General features: G+C 35.3%; 21 protein-coding genes and 1 pseudogene. 10 read left to right on the top strand and 12 right to left on the bottom strand.

The window, feature by feature from the left end; all coding sequences use genetic code 11:
• The first annotated feature begins 162 nt into the window (after positions 1-162).
• Positions 163-885: a hypothetical protein gene (locus tag ACKTTZ_RS12010; RefSeq protein ID WP_253316275.1), complete on the top strand. Its 723-nt coding sequence runs from the start codon at positions 163-165 to the stop codon at positions 883-885.
• Between the two features lie 83 nt (positions 886-968).
• On the opposite strand, the gene ACKTTZ_RS12005 is transcribed toward ACKTTZ_RS12010, so the two are convergent.
• The 6 genes from ACKTTZ_RS12005 to ruvX all read right to left on the bottom strand — a co-directional run bounded on the left by ACKTTZ_RS12005 (position 969) and on the right by ruvX (position 5363).
• Complete coding sequence (locus ACKTTZ_RS12005; protein ID WP_034693389.1) at positions 969-1778, bottom strand: hypothetical protein; 810 nt, start codon at positions 1776-1778, stop codon at positions 969-971.
• A 33-nt stretch (positions 1779-1811) separates the two neighbouring features.
• A complete protein-coding gene (locus ACKTTZ_RS12000; RefSeq protein ID WP_407848985.1) occupies positions 1812-2687 on the bottom strand; it encodes an SdiA-regulated domain-containing protein in 876 nt (291 codons plus the stop codon).
• 57 nt (positions 2688-2744) lie between these two features.
• The gene (mazG, locus tag ACKTTZ_RS11995) at positions 2745-3512 is read right to left on the bottom strand and encodes a nucleoside triphosphate pyrophosphohydrolase (protein ID WP_034693382.1); all 768 of its coding nucleotides are present in this window, start codon (positions 3510-3512) and stop codon (positions 2745-2747) included.
• 236 nt (positions 3513-3748) lie between these two features.
• Positions 3749-4303, bottom strand: a complete 555-nt coding sequence (locus tag ACKTTZ_RS11990) for a DUF5606 domain-containing protein (protein WP_034693379.1) — start codon at positions 4301-4303, stop codon at positions 3749-3751.
• A gap of 74 nt (positions 4304-4377) precedes the next feature.
• A complete protein-coding gene (def, locus tag ACKTTZ_RS11985) occupies positions 4378-4950 on the bottom strand; it encodes a peptide deformylase (RefSeq protein ID WP_034693378.1) in 573 nt (190 codons plus the stop codon).
• Positions 4947-5363 carry a Holliday junction resolvase RuvX gene (gene ruvX / locus ACKTTZ_RS11980; RefSeq protein ID WP_034693376.1) on the bottom strand — a complete coding sequence of 139 codons (417 nt, stop codon included), beginning with the start codon at positions 5361-5363 and terminating at the stop codon, positions 4947-4949. Before ruvX ends, def begins: the two co-directional genes overlap by 4 nt.
• A gap of 115 nt (positions 5364-5478) precedes the next feature.
• Between ruvX and ACKTTZ_RS11975 the strand changes: the two genes are divergently transcribed.
• Positions 5479-5955, top strand: coding sequence for a histidine phosphatase family protein (locus tag ACKTTZ_RS11975; RefSeq protein WP_034693375.1), 477 nt, complete (start codon positions 5479-5481; stop codon positions 5953-5955).
• Positions 5936-6829 carry a Zn-dependent protease gene (locus ACKTTZ_RS11970; protein ID WP_407848981.1) on the top strand — a complete coding sequence of 298 codons (894 nt, stop codon included), beginning with the start codon at positions 5936-5938 and terminating at the stop codon, positions 6827-6829. The genes ACKTTZ_RS11975 and ACKTTZ_RS11970 overlap by 20 nt, the downstream gene beginning before the upstream one ends.
• A gap of 242 nt (positions 6830-7071) precedes the next feature.
• On the opposite strand, the gene ACKTTZ_RS11965 is transcribed toward ACKTTZ_RS11970, so the two are convergent.
• Positions 7072-8616 (bottom strand): serine hydrolase, encoded by a 1545-nt coding sequence (locus tag ACKTTZ_RS11965; RefSeq protein ID WP_407848979.1) that lies wholly within the window; start codon positions 8614-8616, stop codon positions 7072-7074.
• Positions 8617-8703: 87 nt separating this feature from the next.
• On the opposite strand from ACKTTZ_RS11965, the gene ACKTTZ_RS11960 reads away from it, so the two are divergent.
• The 6 genes from ACKTTZ_RS11960 to ACKTTZ_RS11935 all read left to right on the top strand — a co-directional run bounded on the left by ACKTTZ_RS11960 (position 8704) and on the right by ACKTTZ_RS11935 (position 12139).
• Positions 8704-9171 (top strand): hypothetical protein, encoded by a 468-nt coding sequence (locus ACKTTZ_RS11960; protein WP_156106394.1) that lies wholly within the window; start codon positions 8704-8706, stop codon positions 9169-9171.
• A gap of 58 nt (positions 9172-9229) precedes the next feature.
• Positions 9230-9679 carry a hypothetical protein gene (locus ACKTTZ_RS11955; protein ID WP_034693367.1) on the top strand — a complete coding sequence of 150 codons (450 nt, stop codon included), beginning with the start codon at positions 9230-9232 and terminating at the stop codon, positions 9677-9679.
• Entirely contained in the window at positions 9679-10176 is a 498-nt protein-coding gene (locus ACKTTZ_RS11950) for a metallophosphoesterase (protein WP_034693364.1), read from the top strand. Before ACKTTZ_RS11955 ends, ACKTTZ_RS11950 begins: the two co-directional genes overlap by 1 nt.
• A gap of 95 nt (positions 10177-10271) precedes the next feature.
• Positions 10272-10766 carry a Smr/MutS family protein gene (locus ACKTTZ_RS11945; RefSeq protein ID WP_407848976.1) on the top strand — a complete coding sequence of 165 codons (495 nt, stop codon included), beginning with the start codon at positions 10272-10274 and terminating at the stop codon, positions 10764-10766.
• A gap of 18 nt (positions 10767-10784) precedes the next feature.
• Complete coding sequence (locus ACKTTZ_RS11940; RefSeq protein WP_407848974.1) at positions 10785-11501, top strand: DUF3822 family protein; 717 nt, start codon at positions 10785-10787, stop codon at positions 11499-11501.
• Between the two features lie 65 nt (positions 11502-11566).
• Positions 11567-12139 carry an RsmD family RNA methyltransferase gene (locus tag ACKTTZ_RS11935; RefSeq protein WP_407848972.1) on the top strand — a complete coding sequence of 191 codons (573 nt, stop codon included), beginning with the start codon at positions 11567-11569 and terminating at the stop codon, positions 12137-12139.
• Here the strand turns inward: ACKTTZ_RS11935 and ACKTTZ_RS11930 are convergent.
• A complete protein-coding gene (locus tag ACKTTZ_RS11930; protein WP_034693356.1) occupies positions 12136-12483 on the bottom strand; it encodes a helix-turn-helix domain-containing protein in 348 nt (115 codons plus the stop codon). The genes ACKTTZ_RS11935 and ACKTTZ_RS11930 overlap by 4 nt on opposite strands.
• An 84-nt stretch (positions 12484-12567) precedes the next feature.
• Between ACKTTZ_RS11930 and ACKTTZ_RS11925 the strand changes: the two are divergent.
• Positions 12568-13166: pseudogene (locus tag ACKTTZ_RS11925) on the top strand (nitroreductase family protein).
• A gap of 249 nt (positions 13167-13415) precedes the next feature.
• Here the strand turns inward: ACKTTZ_RS11925 and murI are convergent.
• The 4 genes from murI to ACKTTZ_RS11905 all read right to left on the bottom strand — a co-directional run bounded on the left by murI (position 13416) and on the right by ACKTTZ_RS11905 (position 17606).
• Positions 13416-14246 (bottom strand): glutamate racemase, encoded by an 831-nt coding sequence (gene murI, locus ACKTTZ_RS11920; RefSeq protein WP_034693761.1) that lies wholly within the window; start codon positions 14244-14246, stop codon positions 13416-13418.
• A gap of 108 nt (positions 14247-14354) precedes the next feature.
• Positions 14355-15479, bottom strand: coding sequence for a radical SAM family heme chaperone HemW (gene hemW / locus ACKTTZ_RS11915; protein ID WP_407848970.1), 1125 nt, complete (start codon positions 15477-15479; stop codon positions 14355-14357).
• 51 nt (positions 15480-15530) lie between these two features.
• Positions 15531-16481 carry a PorP/SprF family type IX secretion system membrane protein gene (locus ACKTTZ_RS11910; protein ID WP_034693352.1) on the bottom strand — a complete coding sequence of 317 codons (951 nt, stop codon included), beginning with the start codon at positions 16479-16481 and terminating at the stop codon, positions 15531-15533.
• A 51-nt stretch (positions 16482-16532) separates the two neighbouring features.
• Positions 16533-17606 carry an RluA family pseudouridine synthase gene (locus tag ACKTTZ_RS11905; RefSeq protein ID WP_034693350.1) on the bottom strand — a complete coding sequence of 358 codons (1074 nt, stop codon included), beginning with the start codon at positions 17604-17606 and terminating at the stop codon, positions 16533-16535.
• Positions 17607-17622 lie beyond the last annotated feature (16 nt).

The raw sequence follows: 17622 nt of genomic DNA, 5'->3' as shown, positions 1-17622 counted from the left end.
CAACTCACACTTTTTACTGATAAAATAAATATGGCTTTTAAATAAAGGCCATATTTTCAGCTATATAAGTCAAAACCAGACATAGTTCAATATGATTATCAATTCCTTAAAAAATAGACATTTTAAAAACATTTTATATTTGTGGCAACAAAAAATCAACAAATGATGAAAAAAAAGCTACTGTATATGGCATTATTTGTCATGTTCATACACTTAAATGCACAGATAGGGATTAAAACTCCAACTCCACAACATACTCTGCATGTAAATGGTTCTCTTCAGGTAGTTAAAGATCTGAATGTAGGCGGAGATGACAGAACAAAGGGAAATTCAGGAAACAAAGGCGAGGTCTTAATGTCCAACGGAGCGGGAAATGCTCCGGTTTGGAAAACGATTGAATCTGAAAACTTTCTAAAGGTGGTTTATGTGGGAAACAAAACAAATATCAGCCCTGCAAGTGGAAGCTATACAGGAACGCATTCTACACCGGTGAACACTCATGAAAGCTATTCGCAAACCTATGTTTTCAATGTGAGTAATAAGATTGATAATGCTTATTTAACGTACAATTCTACAACGGGGCTTTTCACTGTAGTAAAACCTGGATTTTACAATATTGTTCCTTATGCTACCTATGATCTTAATTTAAATCCATCAGGGCAAACTGCAGGAACAGCTAATTCATACATACAAAAAGTTTCCCCTACACTTACAACGCTTGCGGGTATCTCTACAGGCCATGGAGAGCGTACTACAGGATTAAATCATAATCTTTCCTCCATTAACTTTTTTGATACAGGAGAAACCTTTAGGATACGCTGCCGTTATACTCAGGATTTCAGATTATCAAGCGGAAATATTCATATTTCGTATCTGACTCCGTAAACATTACAAATGTCAATCACTTCATTAACATTTCATATATTCAAAAACCCCACAGATTTCTCTGTGGGGTTTTATTTATTCATTTATGGTACTGGAAAGTATAATAATATTTGCCCATTGGCATCGTATTTATAGTTCCATGTTTTTATTGATGTTTTTGGAGGAATACTAAGAACTAAGTTTACAACAGTAGTTTCTTTTTTTCTGAAATTATTAACGGATAAACTTTTCTCAAAAAAAGTATCATTGATCAGATAAAGTTTTTTAAATGGATTAGCTGCACTATCAAAATCAGAATATATAGTGGTGGTCATCTTATTATCTACTCCATTTATTCTTTCCAAAAACTCGCTTTTAGTAAGATTGCTGCTGTTATCATAATAATAGGTTGTGAAATATTCGTAGTTTCCAGGACCAGGAAATACCAAATGGGCACTTTTTAATTTATCCTGTTCATAAGTATAAGTTTTTGCAAAAGATAGAGAACTTGTGCCAGTACTATTATTTACATAATAATGTTCTTTCTTTGAAAGTCTATTATTATCCATTGTATAATGATATTCGTTATGCCCTACAGCATTTGCCTCCTCCAATTGACTTACAACTACTTTATTATTAATATAAGATAATTTAGTGATATGATCAGCAAAAAACAAATTTTCAAATTGTACATATATTGGATAAAACCTGCCTTTAATATTAGTTAACTTATCATTTTCAAAGGTAAATTCATAAAACTCTTTAGGATTAAGGGTTCCAGCACCATCTGAACAATATGTGTACGCTTTTTCTGTCTGTATAACCGGAGGCGGTGGAGTGTCTGCTGGAGTATCATCACTACTGCTGCATGAAAACAGACTTAATGCAAGTGAAAGGTAAAGTAATTTTTTCATGGTTGGTTAGTTTATTTTTTATAAATATATAATTTAATTTAAAGAAAAAGTATACACATTTCCACCTTCATTCTTCCCTTTCTCATCGGCAATCATTAGCGTTTTATCATCAAAGAATACCATAGCTTCTTTTTGGGAATTATGATTCAAAGGGATTTTCTGAATTTTTGCAGCACTGAAATTGTCTGCTGTAAATCCAGTAAGAACGTGTACATTTTTATGGGTAAGCAATACAATTTTATCTTTTGTACTGTTGATGGTGGCAGAGGTAATAGCTGCATCATTATAACCTCCATCAAGCTTTAATGTCCCTATTAACTTCGCTTCAAAATTACCTTCTTTGTTAGGCACCTGGAAAACAAGGAAAGTTCCATCAAAACCTTTGCTTCTGTTTTTGGTGAATAAGTAAAAGTTACCATTCATTTCAACAAAAGCTTCACAATCATACAACAGATTTGATTTTTTTGGAGGAAACTCCGTCTGTCCCTGATAATGGAATTTAGTTGTCTGAACAACCTTGGCAGCAATTTGTTTGGTATCTTTTAAATCTGTTTTTAAAATCGCCAGATCCTGCCTGTTATTGTCATTATTTCCAAAATCTCCGATATAAATATTTCCCTGAGGATCAGATATAATATCTTCCCAGTCTGTATTTTCAGCATTTTCTACCGGTATTTTTGCCAGCATATCGCCTTTATCACTCAGCCCGTATATTGCATTTTTATTTCCTCTGTCTTCTATCGCCCAGATTGTTTTCTTATCCTTTGATAAAGTAATTCCGGAAACTTCCTTCAACTTTTTAGGTAAGGTAAACTGAACTTTCAATTCATCCTCGTTAGTGGGAGAATTCTGAGCTTTTGGATTGCAGCTCAATAAAAGCAAGGCGGGTAAAATAAGAAAGCGTAACATATTTATTTTTTATTTTTTTAACTGAATATAAGAAGCATTAATTGTTCCAATCGGCAACTATGAAAGTTTTTTTGCCTTTTCCCAAAGAACATCCATTTCTTCCAGAGACATATCTGCCAGTTTTAAATCCTGATCTTCGGCAAGTCCTTCCATCTTTTGAAATCTTGAAATAAACTTAAGATTGGTTCTTTCCAACGCAGAATCCGGATTAATACCTGAAATTCTTGCATAATTAATCAAAGAGAAAAAAACGTCGCCAAGTTCCTGTTCTTTTTTATCCAAATCCGTCTCCGCATGGAACTCCTGAATCTCTTCATCTACTTTTTTCCATGCATCTTCTGCATCATGAAACTCAAAACCTATTCCCTTCACCTTGTCCTGGATTCTGTAGGCTTTCACTAAACTTGGCAGGCTTTTCGGAACTCCACCCAAAATAGATTTGTTCCCTTCTTTTAATTTTAATTTTTCCCAGTTCTGTTTCACTTCTTCTTCATCTTTCACTTCAACATCTCCATAGATATGAGGATGACGGAAAATCAGCTTTTCATTCAGGGAATTAATCACATCTGCGATATCAAAACTTTCTTTTTCAGAACCTATTTTAGCATAAAAAACCAGATGAAGCAGAACATCACCCAGTTCTTTTTTTACTTCCTGTAAATCTTCCTGTAAAATAGCATCTGAAAGCTCGTAGGTTTCTTCAAGGGTAAGATGGCGAAGTGATTGTAATGTCTGTTTCTGATCCCACGGACATTTTTCACGCAAATCATCCATAATATCCAGTAATCTTCCGAAGGCGTCCAGTTTCTCTTGTTTCGTATTCATAAATAATGGGAAATTCAATCTCATACAAATGTAAGGGATATTCGGACATCATTACAAACGTTGGAAGTAAAAGTTGCGGAGAGCAGAATTCGGATAGATTCGATATATAAACCTAACAGATTTTCGAAACCTGTTAGGTTTGGAATATTAGCACACAATTATCTTTTGTCTGAAAAAACAAAAAACCTTGTCCGGAAATTCCAGACAAGGTTTTGTATTTTTAATTCAAAAATGAATTATCCTTGTTTTCTGTGTGTACTCTTAGGAGCTGATTTTGCAGCGGAAGTAGCTTTTACTTTTGGAGCAGCTGGTTTTTCTGCTTTTGGAGCTTTTTTAGCTTCTTTTTCAATGCTTACTTCTTCAGCTGGTTCACCTTCCAAAGTTTCAGGCTCTGCTTTTACAAAGCTATCCGGAGTGATATATCCTGCTTTATGAAGGATGTTGTACCACTGAGCCAATTTCTTGATGTCAGAAGAATATACTCTTTCTGTATCATAGTTAGGAAGTGATTCCAGCATAAAATCTTTCAAATCTGCATCAGAAGATTTGTGAGAAATCGTTTCCTTATAGTCGTTGTTTTTAGCAATATTTTCAAATACTTCAAACAAAGGAACTTCTTTCTCAAATGTAAACATGGCAATATTGTCCAATAAACTTACCTGGCTTGAGTTTCCAATGCTTACTTTTTTCTTGTTGGTAACATCTTCAATGATGAATCCGTTTCTTAATTGAGAAACTAATTTGAAAAGTCCTGGTTTTCCAGAAATTGAAATTATTTTTTCTAACAGCATAATTTTATTTTTTGTAAATTCTGCAATCAGCACTAGCTTTTTGCTTTTTATTATTCGTTTTAATCCTTATTTAATTATTTTGGAAATCTCATTTTGTAACCGATGTTCACGTCACCCTGAGAGATTTTAGTCAGCTTACCTTTTACGAGTTTCTTCTTCAGAGCGCTCAGGTGATCGGTAAACAGAACTCCTTCAATGTGGTCATATTCATGCTGAATTACGCGGGCTCTAATATCGGAAAAAGTTTCTGTATGTTTCACAAAATTTTCGTCATAATATTCAATAACGATTGTTCCTTTTCTTTTCACATCTTCTCTTACATCCGGGATAGAAAGACAGCCCTCATTGAACTTCCATTCTTCCCCTGATTCTTCAAGAATCTGGGCATTGATGAAAACTTTTTTGAACTCTGCCAACTCATCTTTAATATCTTCATAATCCTCATCTTCTGCAAGAGGCGTCACATCTATTACAAACAGACGGATATCCAAACCAATCTGTGGCGCTGCAAGACCTATGCCATTTGCGCTGTACATGGTTTCGAACATGTTATCTATCAGTTCCTGTAATTCGGGATAATCTTTGTCTATATCTTTTCCTACTTTTCTCAAAACAGGATCCCCAAAAGCTCTTATCGGTAATATCATCTTAATCTTTGTTCTAAAAAATTCTGCAATATGATTGTTGCACTTACTTTATCTATTAATCCTTTTTCCTGCCTCTTTTTCTTGTTTTTTCCACTTTGGGAAATAAAAAATGAAGCCATTTTGGAGGTAAACCTTTCATCCAAACGATGAACTGCAATATCCGAAAATTCTTTTTTAAATTCTTCTATGAATTTTAAAATATCGGTTTCCACTTCAGAAACATTTCCTTTCAAATCTATGGGAAGCCCAACTACCACTTCATCTACCTTGTTTTCATTGAAATATTTTTTCAAAAATTCCATTAAAGAACGGTTCTCTACAGTCTCCAGCCCACTGGCTATAATCTGCATATCATCGGTTGCAGCGATGCCACAACGAGCCTTTCCGTAGTCTATTGCAAGGATTTGTCCCATAAGTTTGCAAATTTAGTAAAATTTACTGATTTTATTCATAACGCAGTTTTTTTATATAAATCATGTTTTATTCCATTATTTTTTTTATAATTTTAATCTTCCAAAAAACAATTATATGAAGAAACTCATCCTCGTTAGACATGCAAAAAGCGACTGGCCGGAGGAAACGGAGGACTTTGACAGACCTTTGGCAGACAAAGGTTTGGAGGATGCTATGCACATGTCCAGATTCCTGAAAAGCAATAATATTTCTATAGACCATTTTGTATCGAGCCCTGCGGTTCGTGCACTGAATACCTGTAAAATCTTTAATCAGGCCTATCAGCTGAAATGTTCTACTGATGAAAAACTATATAACCCTTCGGAAAGAAGCTTTGAATCTGTAATTTATGATCTGGATGACAACCTGAATTCAGTTGCGTTCTTCTCTCACAATAATGGAATTTCCAATTTTGCCAATTCCATTTCTGAGGATATTTTCCATTTTCCCACTTGCGGAGTTGCCGGTTTTGAAGTAGACTGTGAATCCTGGGCAGAATTCGACGGTGCTAAAAAGAAACTTCTTTTCTTTTATGAACCAGGGAAAATATAATTTCACTTTTCTATTTTTTTATGTCACAATAATTACGCTTCTTTTCTCTTGCCAGAAACAGAAGAAAAGTTACTATGAATCTATTGCACTGAATGATATCAAACTTTCCTCTTCTCCAAAACCCGGAAGCTGGCGGTATAATCATGATGAGCATTTCCAGACATTTGAAGATTTTCAAAAATTAAAAAAGATAAAACCTGTACCTGGAAAAAACACTATTTATCTTCAGCCCATCAGGAAATTTGATAAACTTCAGAAAAAAGAAATAACACTTACTCAACAATATTTGAAAAACTATTATCAGCTGGAGACAAAAGTACTTCCTGTTTTATCAAACAGTATTTTCCCCAGCAATGTCAAAAGAATTTCAAAAGAAGGGAATGAACAGATTCTTGCAGGATATGTACTGGACAGCATTCTGATCAAAAGAAAACCAAAAGACGCTGTAGTACTGATGGGAATTACCGAAAAAGATCTTTTCCCAAAACCGGAGTGGAACTATGTTTTCGGACTGGCTTCTTATGAAGATGGTGTAGGAGTAACTTCTATGTACAGATTTGCAGGTGGTCATTTAACCGATTCAAATTTCAATGAAAGCCTTTTAAGATTAATAAAAATCAGTTCACATGAAATTGGTCACATGTTTGGAATCAGCCATTGTCTGAATGCTAATTGCGTGATGAATGGAACCAATTCATTAACTGAAACTGATTATCATCTTGCCAGAGCCTGTTCGTTATGCCAAAGAAAATTGAATTCAAGCATACATTACAACAATAAAAAAAGATTACTTGAACTAAAAAATTTCTTTGAAAAGCAACATCTTAACACAGAGCTTACTTTAGCAAATCAGGACCTGAATCTTGTGCAATAAACCAATATTTCTTTTACCGACTGCTTATTCCCCTCCACCGGAGGGGTGGCAAAAAATTTATTTTTTGACGGGGTGGTTATCTTCAGCTAAAGCCCGTTCCTACTGAATTATTTCAGTTCTAATTTTCAATGATTATTAAAATCAGTGTTATCTGTGAATAAATTAGTGGCATTCGTAGTTAACAAACAAAAAAGAACAGACCGAAGCCCATTCTTTTTAATATTTTTCTAAGATTTTATCTTTTACTTTCTTTTCAAATCCAGATCATCAAAATCAAAACTGAAATCCGTCACATCAGAGATCGCTTTCAATTTTGCAGATTCTGCTTTTCCGTTTTCATCATAGCTGAAAATAATGTAGGCATCCGCATCATAACTTCTGTCGTCCCATTTGATGATGAAAGAATTATTGGAATAAGGAAGTAATTCTCCTTTTAATCTTGGTGAATTTTTACATGAAATTCTGTAGGTATTTCCCTGCTGGGCAATGTCTACATCACCAAACCAAACATCGTTATACGTTCCTGTGAACTGCTCTGCTTTTGGTTGCAGCGCTTTTTCTTTTTTGAAGGCTTCAGACTTTGCAAAAGCATCTTTCTTCTGTTTGTTGAATTCAGCTTCCATTTTAGACATTCTGTCACCATAGGTTTTCAGCCAGTTTCTGTCGGCAACCCCAAGGTAAGAGTCTTTCACTGTATTGGTAATCGTGTTGAAGGCTGCTCCTGATTGCTGATTTGTCAAGACTACAATTCCCAACTTCATATCAGGAATTAAAGTAAACTGTGTAACCGTTCCAATCAAACCACCGGTATGTTGTACTTGCTTATGCCCTTTTACATCACTCAGAAACCATCCTAAACCATATCCGTAAAAACTTGTATCATATGGATTTTTTGCAGCCACTCTATCTGGAATTTGCAAGCTCCATAACTGTTGTACATTCTTATCAGAAACCAGCTTTTTACCATCTTTTGTAGTGAAGTTATTTAAAAGACATTCTGCCCAGGTTGTCATATCTTTGATATTACTCATGATTCCTCCAGCTGCATTGCCCGTCTCATTCCAGTCATGAGGAACAGCAATTGCTTTTCCGTCTACCGGAGCGTGTGCGTCAATTTTGTTTGCTGTAGCTTTTGCTCTGTTGTAGCTTCCGAAACTTGAAGTCATGCCTACAGGTTTCATGATTCTTTGCTCAATAAACTCTGCCCAGCTTAATCCGGAAACTCTGTGAATGACTTCTCCGGCCACAATAAACATGATATTGTTATAATCTAATTTTGTTCTGAAAGGATTCTCCGGTTTCAGGTATCTCACATTGTGAACGATATCATTAACAGTTAAATTTCCTCCTTCCGGAAAAAACATTAGATCTCCCTGTCCAAGTCCTAAACCAGCTCTGTGAGTGATAAGATCTTTGATCGTTACATTCTGAGAAACGTAAGGATCATACATTTGAAACTCAGGAATATATTTTGAAACTTTATCATCCCAGTTCAGTTTTCCTTCATCTGCTAAGATGGCTAATGCTGTACAGGTAAAGCCTTTTGAGTTGGAAGCAATCCCTACTAGCGTATTGTCATCCATCGGCTGCTTTGTTGTAAGAGAACGTACACCAAACCCTTTGGAATAGATCATTTTTCCATCTTTCACAATTCCTACCGACATTCCCGGTACATCAAAGGTTTTCAGGGTATTTTGGATCAGTTCATCCAGTTTTTTTTCTTCCACCTGCGCATTGGCCAATCCAACGGTCAAAAGAAAAATGAAAAAAGAAAGTTTACGTTTCATTGTTTATTTTAATTTTCCCAAATTTACTAAATATTACGCATGCTAATTTTAGCCGTGCTAAAACTTTACGATAAATCAGCAGTATTCATGAAAAAGCCTATTTGTATCTGTATTTTCTCTCTTTTCGCAATCAGTGGTATCAAAGCCCAGGACAGAACTTCCAATCCTTTACTTTTACAGACCTGGAATCTCAGTAAAATGGACACCTATATTTATACCTATGAAAAACAGGATGGTTTTGAAGCAAGAAGAGAAGGAATAAGATTTCAGAAAAATGGAAAAATCACAGGAAATCTGATTAAATCTACCTTAAGATATGATACCCTGGAAGAACCTGTAAATAAAAAAAATGAAAAACCAGACCGTTATATCGGGAGCTGGAAAAAAGCTTCAGATTCTACAGTGACGTTAGTTTTCCCTTCTAATACCAATATGACCGGTACTTTTGTTATTTCAAAGCTTACAGAGAATCAACTGAAACTGAAAAAGGTTTTCAGCGCAGATATTGAAAAGAAAATGGATTCTATCAGAAAAACAAAAAATATTACTGATTAGGATCTCCTGTGAATTGATAAAAGCTTCTTTATATTTGCAGTCTTAAAAAAATAGTAAAATGACAGTTAACAGATTATTGACTTTCTTCTTATTGATGATAAGCTGTAATTTATACTTCTCTCAGGATGTAACCATCAAAGACGATAAAGTTTTACTGGATGGAAAACAGATCCTGAAAGCTGAAAAGATCAATGTAGCACAATATTCATTTTTCTCCATGAAAGATGATGAGGAAGTTCTTCTTTACAGATATATGGATAATGAAACGCCAAGTTATGTAAGTGATGATTATTTTATCCTGAATTTTCTGACAGAAAAGGTAAAGGTAGAATCTACTGATATCGGTAAAATTGCCAATTTTATGAATTCTAAAAAAGGGATGGAAAAGCTGGTGAAATGGTTATTGAAAGAAAGAGTCATTAATCATGACGGAGCACTGAATCCCGACCGTGTAGCCATTTTCAAAGATAAATACAACGAAAACATTACTGAAAGAACCCTTAGATAATGACAAAAGTTCTTCTCCTCTCCGACTCTCATTCTTATATTGATGACCGAATTCTGGAATATGCTTCTCAGGCTGATGAAGTATGGCATTGCGGAGATTTCGGAAGTCTGGATGTGATTGAACAGCTTGAAAAAATAAAACCCCTGAAGGGTGTTTACGGAAATATTGATGATGCTAAAATTCAGGCAGAATTTCCGGAAGTGAACCGTTTCTTTTGTGAAAAACTGGAAGTTTTGATGATTCATATCGGAGGTTATCCGGGAAAATATACTCCACTTACTAAAAAAGAAATTGCAGAAAAAGCTCCGAAATTATTTATTTCAGGACACTCTCATATTTTAAAAGCAATGTATGACGAGAAAAACAGCCTTCTTCATCTTAACCCGGGAGCTTGCGGTAAACAGGGCTGGCATAAAGTGAGAACTATGATGCGCTTTGTGGTAGACGGTGAGGAAATCAAAGATCTGGAGGTCATTGAACTGGGACCAAGAGCCTGACGGGGTGAGAGGGTTTGAGAATTTGAGAGTTTGTGTTCATCCATTTTACTTTCTACCTTTGCAGAAATATTGGGTTCAGATAAGTCTTAAAAATTATGAAGATCGGCGATAAGGTTTCGGTAGTAGATGAAGATTTAAACGGAGTAATTACTTCCGTGAAGGGAAATATTGTCGTTTTTAAAGATGAATATGGTTTTACTCATCAATACCCTAAAGAAAAACTGGTTCCTAAAGATGCTGATCTTTATGAAAATATCAGAGTCGTAAGAAAAGCGGAACCTAAAAAAATCATTTCTAAAAAACATCAGAAAAATCATTTGGTTTTAGACCTGCATTTTCATAATTTGGTAAAGAATCCCAATGATTATGACAGTTTTGAAAGATTGTTTATTCAAAAGGAAAAACTGATTGAAGTGATTGAGTTTTGCAGAAAAAACAACCTGAAGAGACTGGAAATTGTTCACGGCATTGGTGACGGGACTTTGCAGAGGATGGTTCGGGATGTATTGGAAAGCCAGGTCAATATTGATTTTTATAATAAGGAAATACTTCACCATCAATCGGGTGCGGTAATGGTAGAATTTCACTAAATTTGCAGGAATTGAAATATGAACGTACTTAATTTACTTTTTACCAAAGACGGATTGATTTGCCAGATTGTTAAAAACAAAAACATTCTGGAGGAAAAGTCTTATTTCGTTACTGAAGAGACACCGGCCAATCTTATTGACCAAAAGCTGGATGAAGTTCTTATAAAGCAGCGCTATGACGAGATCCATGTGATTTCAGCATTGAATCACTTCACCCTGATGCCGGAAGGTTTTTCCGAGCATGATGCAGGATTTGACCTGATTGCTTTCAACGCTCCCACAGACAGAGAAAAGGAAGAACTGATGCTTTCTATCAACAAGAAATTCAACATTCAGTTTTATTATACTTTCCCGAAAAATTACTATAAAAAAATAAAGGAACTGGCGATACCGGCTCATTTTAATTTCTCCGGAGAAAAGTTTCTAAGTTCTGTCAATAATAAAGCAGGTAAAGAAATTCACATCAATCTGTATCATAATCAGTGTGAGTTTTTTGCGATTGATAATAAAAAAATCATTCTTTATAATAATCTGGATGTGAATTCTGAAGTAGATTTCCTTTACTTCATTATGTTTACATTGAGCAAGATCGGTTTCGGAATCAATGAAACCACCTTTTATGCTTATGGAGAAACTACGGAAAATGAAACGTTTATTTCCGAACTTCAGAAATTTGTTAAAAACCTGAAAATTGTTTTTGACAATATTCCCAACAAGAATTTTATACTTAACTAGGTTGCAGGCCGCAGGTAATAGTCACCTGCTCCCTATAATCTACAACCTAAACCCTAACAAAAAATATGTTCAGAATCATATCAGGCAAATGGAAAGCCAAAAAAATTGCCGCTCCTAAAAACTTTGAAGTAAGACCTACAACCGATTTTGCGAAAGAGGCTTTATTCAGCATTCTGGAAAACAAATACGATATGCAGTCGATTTCCGTGCTTGATCTTTTTGCAGGAATTGGCTCTATTACCTTTGAATTTGCTTCCAGAGGATGTCAGAATGTAACGTCTGTGGAATTGAATCCAAAGCATACCGCATTTATCAACTCCACTGCTTCTGAGCTTGACATGGCACTTCAGATCAATGTACAGAGAGGTGATGTTTTTGACTGGTTAAAAAAATTCAGAAATAAAAAATCGTTCGAGATTGTTTTCTCCGATGCTCCTTTTGAAATGGAAGAGAAAAAATACCACGAGCTGATTTCTCTGGTTTTAAACAATAAATACCTGAAAGAAAACGGAGTTCTCATTGTAGAGCACCAAAGCCGTATGAAGCTTGAACATCCTAATTTAATAGATACCCGAAAATACGGAAACGTAAGTTTCAGTTTTTTTGAACCGAATAAAGAAGATAATCAGGAACTTTAGTTTCTGATTATTTTTTTTGAGATGACAGGAGATTCTTCGCCCCATTTTGTGATCGCTTCCAATACGGGTAAAAGCGTCTTTCCAAAGTCTGTCAGTTCATATTCAACAACTAAAGGAGGCTTTTCCGTAAAAACCTTTCTATCCACAATTCCGTCTTCTTCCAGCTGTTTTAGCTGTAAGCTTAATGTTCTTTCCGTAATTGTCGGAATTGATTTTCTTATCTCGTTATAGCGTTTAGCTCCTCCAATAAGGTGGTGCAAAATTACTGCTTTCCATTTCCCTCCTATAAATTTCATGGTGACACTGGTACAGCAGGGATACGATTTATTATCTATGGTATACATTTTTATACTATCATTTTTTACCGTTATTGCAAAGTTAAGAAACTTAAATTACTTTTGTAACTATAAAAATGATAGTATAAAATTATGAACTTTTTAGACCAAATGAAAAACAGGTATACTGTAAAAAAGTATAACCCACAGGGAAAAATCAGTGAAGAACAAATTGCAACGCTTCAGGAGATTTTAAATTTAAGTCCTTCTTCCATTAACAGCCAGCCATGGAATTTTATCTTTGTGAATGATCCGGAACTGAAAAGGCAATTAGGGAGAAGTCTTATTTCAATAAAGAAAAAGTGTTGGACAGCAGCCATATTATTGTCTTTCAGGTGATCAAAAACATAGAAAGCTTTGAAAAACAAATTGAAGAAAACCTTCCGGAAGGTTCTGTTAATTATTACCGAACTATGGTAAAACCCAAAGGAGAAGATGCTATAAAATCATGGCTTGGTCATCAGGTCTATTTATCATTAGGAGTTCTTTTATCTGCATGTGCAGCAATGGGAATAGATTCTACTCCGATGGAAGGAATCGAACCTGAAGGATATGATGCTATTCTGAATAATGAAAAATACGAAACACTATTTGCGGTAGCTATTGGAGAAAGAGATGAAGCAGATGCCAATCAGCCTAAATTTAATCCGAAGAAAAGGCTGAATGCTGAAAAAGTAATTGTGGAGGCATAATTTAAATACAAATTTCAAGATCTTTTTCACAAGAAATACAAATGAAATTGAATATTATTTTCCCACAGATTTCACAGAGGACACAGATTTTTAGCATTATTATCTGTGGAATTTGTGAAATCTGTGGGAACTCAATGAGGCATAAAACTTTATGGAAAATAAATCTTTGTGCCTTAAAAACATGATTTTGTAACGACAAAATGTAAAAAATAAAAAAGTCTGCTTCAATAGAGAGGCAGACTTTTTTATTTATAATACTTTCAATTCTAAATCAATTGTTTTTCCGAAGAATTTCTTGGAGATTTTCTCAAAATTCTTGGTAATATCCGAAAGGTAGAAATGATAATTCGGTTTTGAATTATGATCATTTAGGAGGTTATACTTATCCAGAATGATCTTCAGATGATTGGCTACAATATTCGGAGAGTCTATCACACGGACCCTGTTTCCGTAATACTGCTTGATTTCATCTATTAAAAGGGGATAATGGGTACAGCCCAGAATCAACGTTTCAATATTCTTTAATTTATTATTGCTTAAATAATTATAAATAATAGCATGCGTGATGGGATGGTTTTTAAAACCTTCCTCAATGGCAGGAACCAATAACGGGGTAGCCAATTCGTCTACTTTGATCCATTTATTGTGCTTACGGATGCTCTTTTTATACAGCCCTGAATTCACAGTTGCCTTAGTAGCAATTACTCCTACATTATTATGGATTTCGTATGAAACTTTTTCTGCAACAGGATTAATAACGTCTATGACAGGAACTTTTCCGGCAACAGACTGCATAACTTCGTTCAAAGCGTTTGCAGTTGCCGTATTACAGGCTATCACAATCGCTTTACAGTTCTGCTCCAGCAGAAAATTGGTGATCTTTGTAGAATATTCAATAATCGCATCTTTAGACTTTTCACCGTATGGAAGATGCTTGGTATCTCCAAAGTAGATCAGATCTTCGTTGGGAAGAAGTCTTTTGATTTCTTTGGCAACGGTAAGACCTCCTACCCCGCTGTCGAAAATTCCGATAGGCTGGCTTGGTGAAAGATGTGAATAATCTTGTTTTTTCGTTTTCAAATGAGTTGAAATTTTATACAAAAATAGTGAAATTGTTGGATGCTGGATGCTGGATGCTGGAAGTTTTTCACAAACAGCTCTTCCCGCTTCCCACTCCTGGCTTCTCATCTAAATAATAAACAAATCCGAAGCAATTCCGTCTGCCATAAACCAATGTTTTTCAGGAATTTTTAAATGGTCGTTCTCAATGATTAAAATACCTTCCTCTATTTTGGACTTGCTCTCTCTCTGAAAATGCTCCAGCATTCTGTCTGAAAATTTACTTTTTAAACTTTCCATATCTACTCCCCAAATAGTACGTAAACCAATCATAATCATTTCATTAAACTGATCTTCCTGGGAAAGAATTTCTTCCTCCTTGGCAAGAAGTTTATCATTCAGTTTTTTAATGTACTGCTGATTATTGGCTACATTCCAGCTTCTGATATCAAATCCGTTATAGGAATGTGCTGATGGTCCTATTCCAAGATATTCATTGTATTTCCAATAGGCAGAATTGTGTCGTGAGTAGAAACCAGGTTTGGCAAAATTAGACACTTCGTAATGTTCAAAACCATTGTCTTTTAAAAAGTCGGAGAGATAATAGAATTCTTTGTTTTGCTCTTCTTCTTTGGGACTTTTTATTTTCCCTTTTGAAATCCAGTTTTCCAAAGCTGTTTTAGGCTCAACCGTCAATGCATAAGATGAAATATGAGGAACTTCTAAAGCAATTGTCTTATTCAGGTTTTCTTTCCAGATTTCAAGATTGGAAGTGGGTGAACCATAGATCAGATCAATACTCAGGTTTTCAAAGCCAAAATCCTGTGCCCGTTTGATGGAACTTTCTGCTTCAGAAGCACTGTGAGCTCTGTTCATCAGTTTCAGATCTTCTTCAAAAAAACTTTGAGTACCAATGGACAGTCTGTTCACCGGTGTTCCCGCCAGCTGTTTTAAGAAATTTTTATCCAGATCATCGGGATTGGCTTCCAGAGTGACTTCAATATCTTTTTCAAAACTGAAATATTTCAGAACATCATCTATTAAAGAACTGATCTCATCCACTGAGAGAATAGAAGGAGTTCCACCTCCAAAATACAGGGATTTCAGATTTTTATTCTGTAACTCATCTTTTCTTAATAGTATTTCAGTTTTCATGGCACGAAGCATTTCATCCTTGAAATTCAGGGATGTTGAAAAATGAAAGTTACAATAACTGCATTTTTGTTTACAGAACGGAATGTGAATATATATCATAAAAAAAGCTCTGAAAAATTTCAGAGCTCAAATTTATTTAAATTAAATTAATTAGTATCTAAATCCTCTAGCATTAATGAAGTTGTCGAAGTTATACCCCAGACCAATCATGAAGCTGTTTCCTCCATAGCTCTGGATGTCAGACAATCCAAGGTTATAAGTAGCTCCGATCATGAATTTGTTGAATCTTACTTTTACAATTGGAGAGATACTCAGGTTCTGATTGTCAAATCTGTTCTGAACCGTTCTGTAGCTTACCCCGAAAGAGAATGCGTTGATATCATTAGAGAATGTCGCCATCAAGTTCCAGTCGACCATTCTCGTTGAGTTTGTATTAAGGTTAATCAATGCTGAAGGTGCTAATGTAATGTTGTCAGCAATGTTCCAGTTGTATCCTAAATTTAAGAAGAATTTAATTGGAGAAGGCTCGTAGTTGTTTACGATAGAAGCATCATTACTTAATGCGATATCATTTACGGAAACACCCCCGAATAAACCTCTGTAGGTAGCAGCCAAACCGAAGTTTGCATATACCATAAAGATATTACTTTCTTCACCTCTTAATAATGGGTCACCACCTTCTTCAGTATTGATTTTTGAATAATCAAAATTCATGTTATAGAAGTTAACACTTGTACCGAAAGAGAACTGGTCTTTTCTGTCTCCTTCACTACTCAGTGGAATAAAATATGAAGCACCAGCCGTGATACCACCCGCAGAGATTGGTCCGTTACTGTCTCTGAACACGGAAATACCAGCACCTACTCTATCAAAGATATTCGCATTCATCCCGATTGACTGAACATTGGGAGAATTACTGAATTTTGAAAATTGTTGTTGATAATTGGCGTTGAGCTGTACGTAATCTGTTTTTCCGTATTGAGCTGGGTTGAACAGGAACTCACCATCCAAAAGATATTGCTGATAGTATGGTAGTGATTCTTGTGCTTTGTATGCATTTGACAAAAGAGCTAAACATACGATAGCATATAGTTTTCTCATAACAAATCTTGATTTCAATTCAACAAATATAAAAAAAATCTCAATATATTTTTAGTTTTCCAAATAATTTCTCCATTTTTTTACAGCATCCGCCATATCTTTGGGCATTGGGCTCTCAAAATATAATTCCTTTTTTGTTGTTGGGTGTATAAATCCAAGGGTATGTGCATGAAGAGCATGTCTTGGCAAAATTTCAAAAACATTTTTAATAAATTGCTTGTATTTTGGAAGATTTACCCCTCTTAAAGGCGTATGTCCTTCATATCTTTCATCATTAAACAAAGTATGCCCTATATGTCTGAAATGCGCCCTGATCTGATGCGTTCTTCCCGTTTCAAGCTTACATTCCACCCAGGTCATATACTTGAATCTTTCCAGCACCTTATAATGGGTCACTGCGTGTTTTCCCTGGCTGCCATCTTCATAAACAGACATCTGCATTCTGTTTTTAGGATGCCTTCCGATATGTCCTCTGATTGTCCCCTCTTCATCCTGCATATTTCCCCATACAAAAGCCCAATACAGTCTTTTCGTAGTTCGGTTAAAGAATTGTTTTGCCAGGAAGCTTAATGCATATTCATTCTTGGCAATCACCAACAGTCCGGAGGTATCTTTATCAATTCTGTGAACAAGCCCTACTCTGTCAAGATCGGATTTCTCACCATTCTTCTCAAAATGGAAGGCCAGTGCATTCACCAATGTTCCGTCCCAGTTTCCAAATCCTGGGTGTACCACCATTCCCGCTTCTTTATCCACTACAACAAGGTCATCATCTTCATAAATGATATTTACAGGAATATCCTGCGGAATAATAACATTTTCTCTCGGAGGATGGGTAAGCAGTACAGAGATCTGATCTCCCGGTTTTACACGGTAATTCTGCTTCACCGCCGTTCCGTTCACTATCACATTTCCGGCTCTGCAGGTCTGTGAAATTTTATTCCTTGAAGAATTCTGTCTGTATATTAAAAGGAACTTATCAATTCTTAATGGTTCCTGCTTGCTGTCAACAGTGATATTAAGATGTTCATACAAACCTTTATTTTCCTCGTCAATATCGATGTTCTCAATACTGTTGGAATCTAATAATTCTTCATCTAAAAAATCGTCGTTATCTTCTGACATTGTTTTATATTTTTTA

Origin of the sequence: Chryseobacterium sp. KCF3-3 (assembly GCF_045865955.1) — a bacterium.
Lineage (GTDB): Bacteria > Bacteroidota > Bacteroidia > Flavobacteriales > Weeksellaceae > Chryseobacterium.
This window is presented reverse-complemented; position numbering and strand designations above follow the sequence as displayed.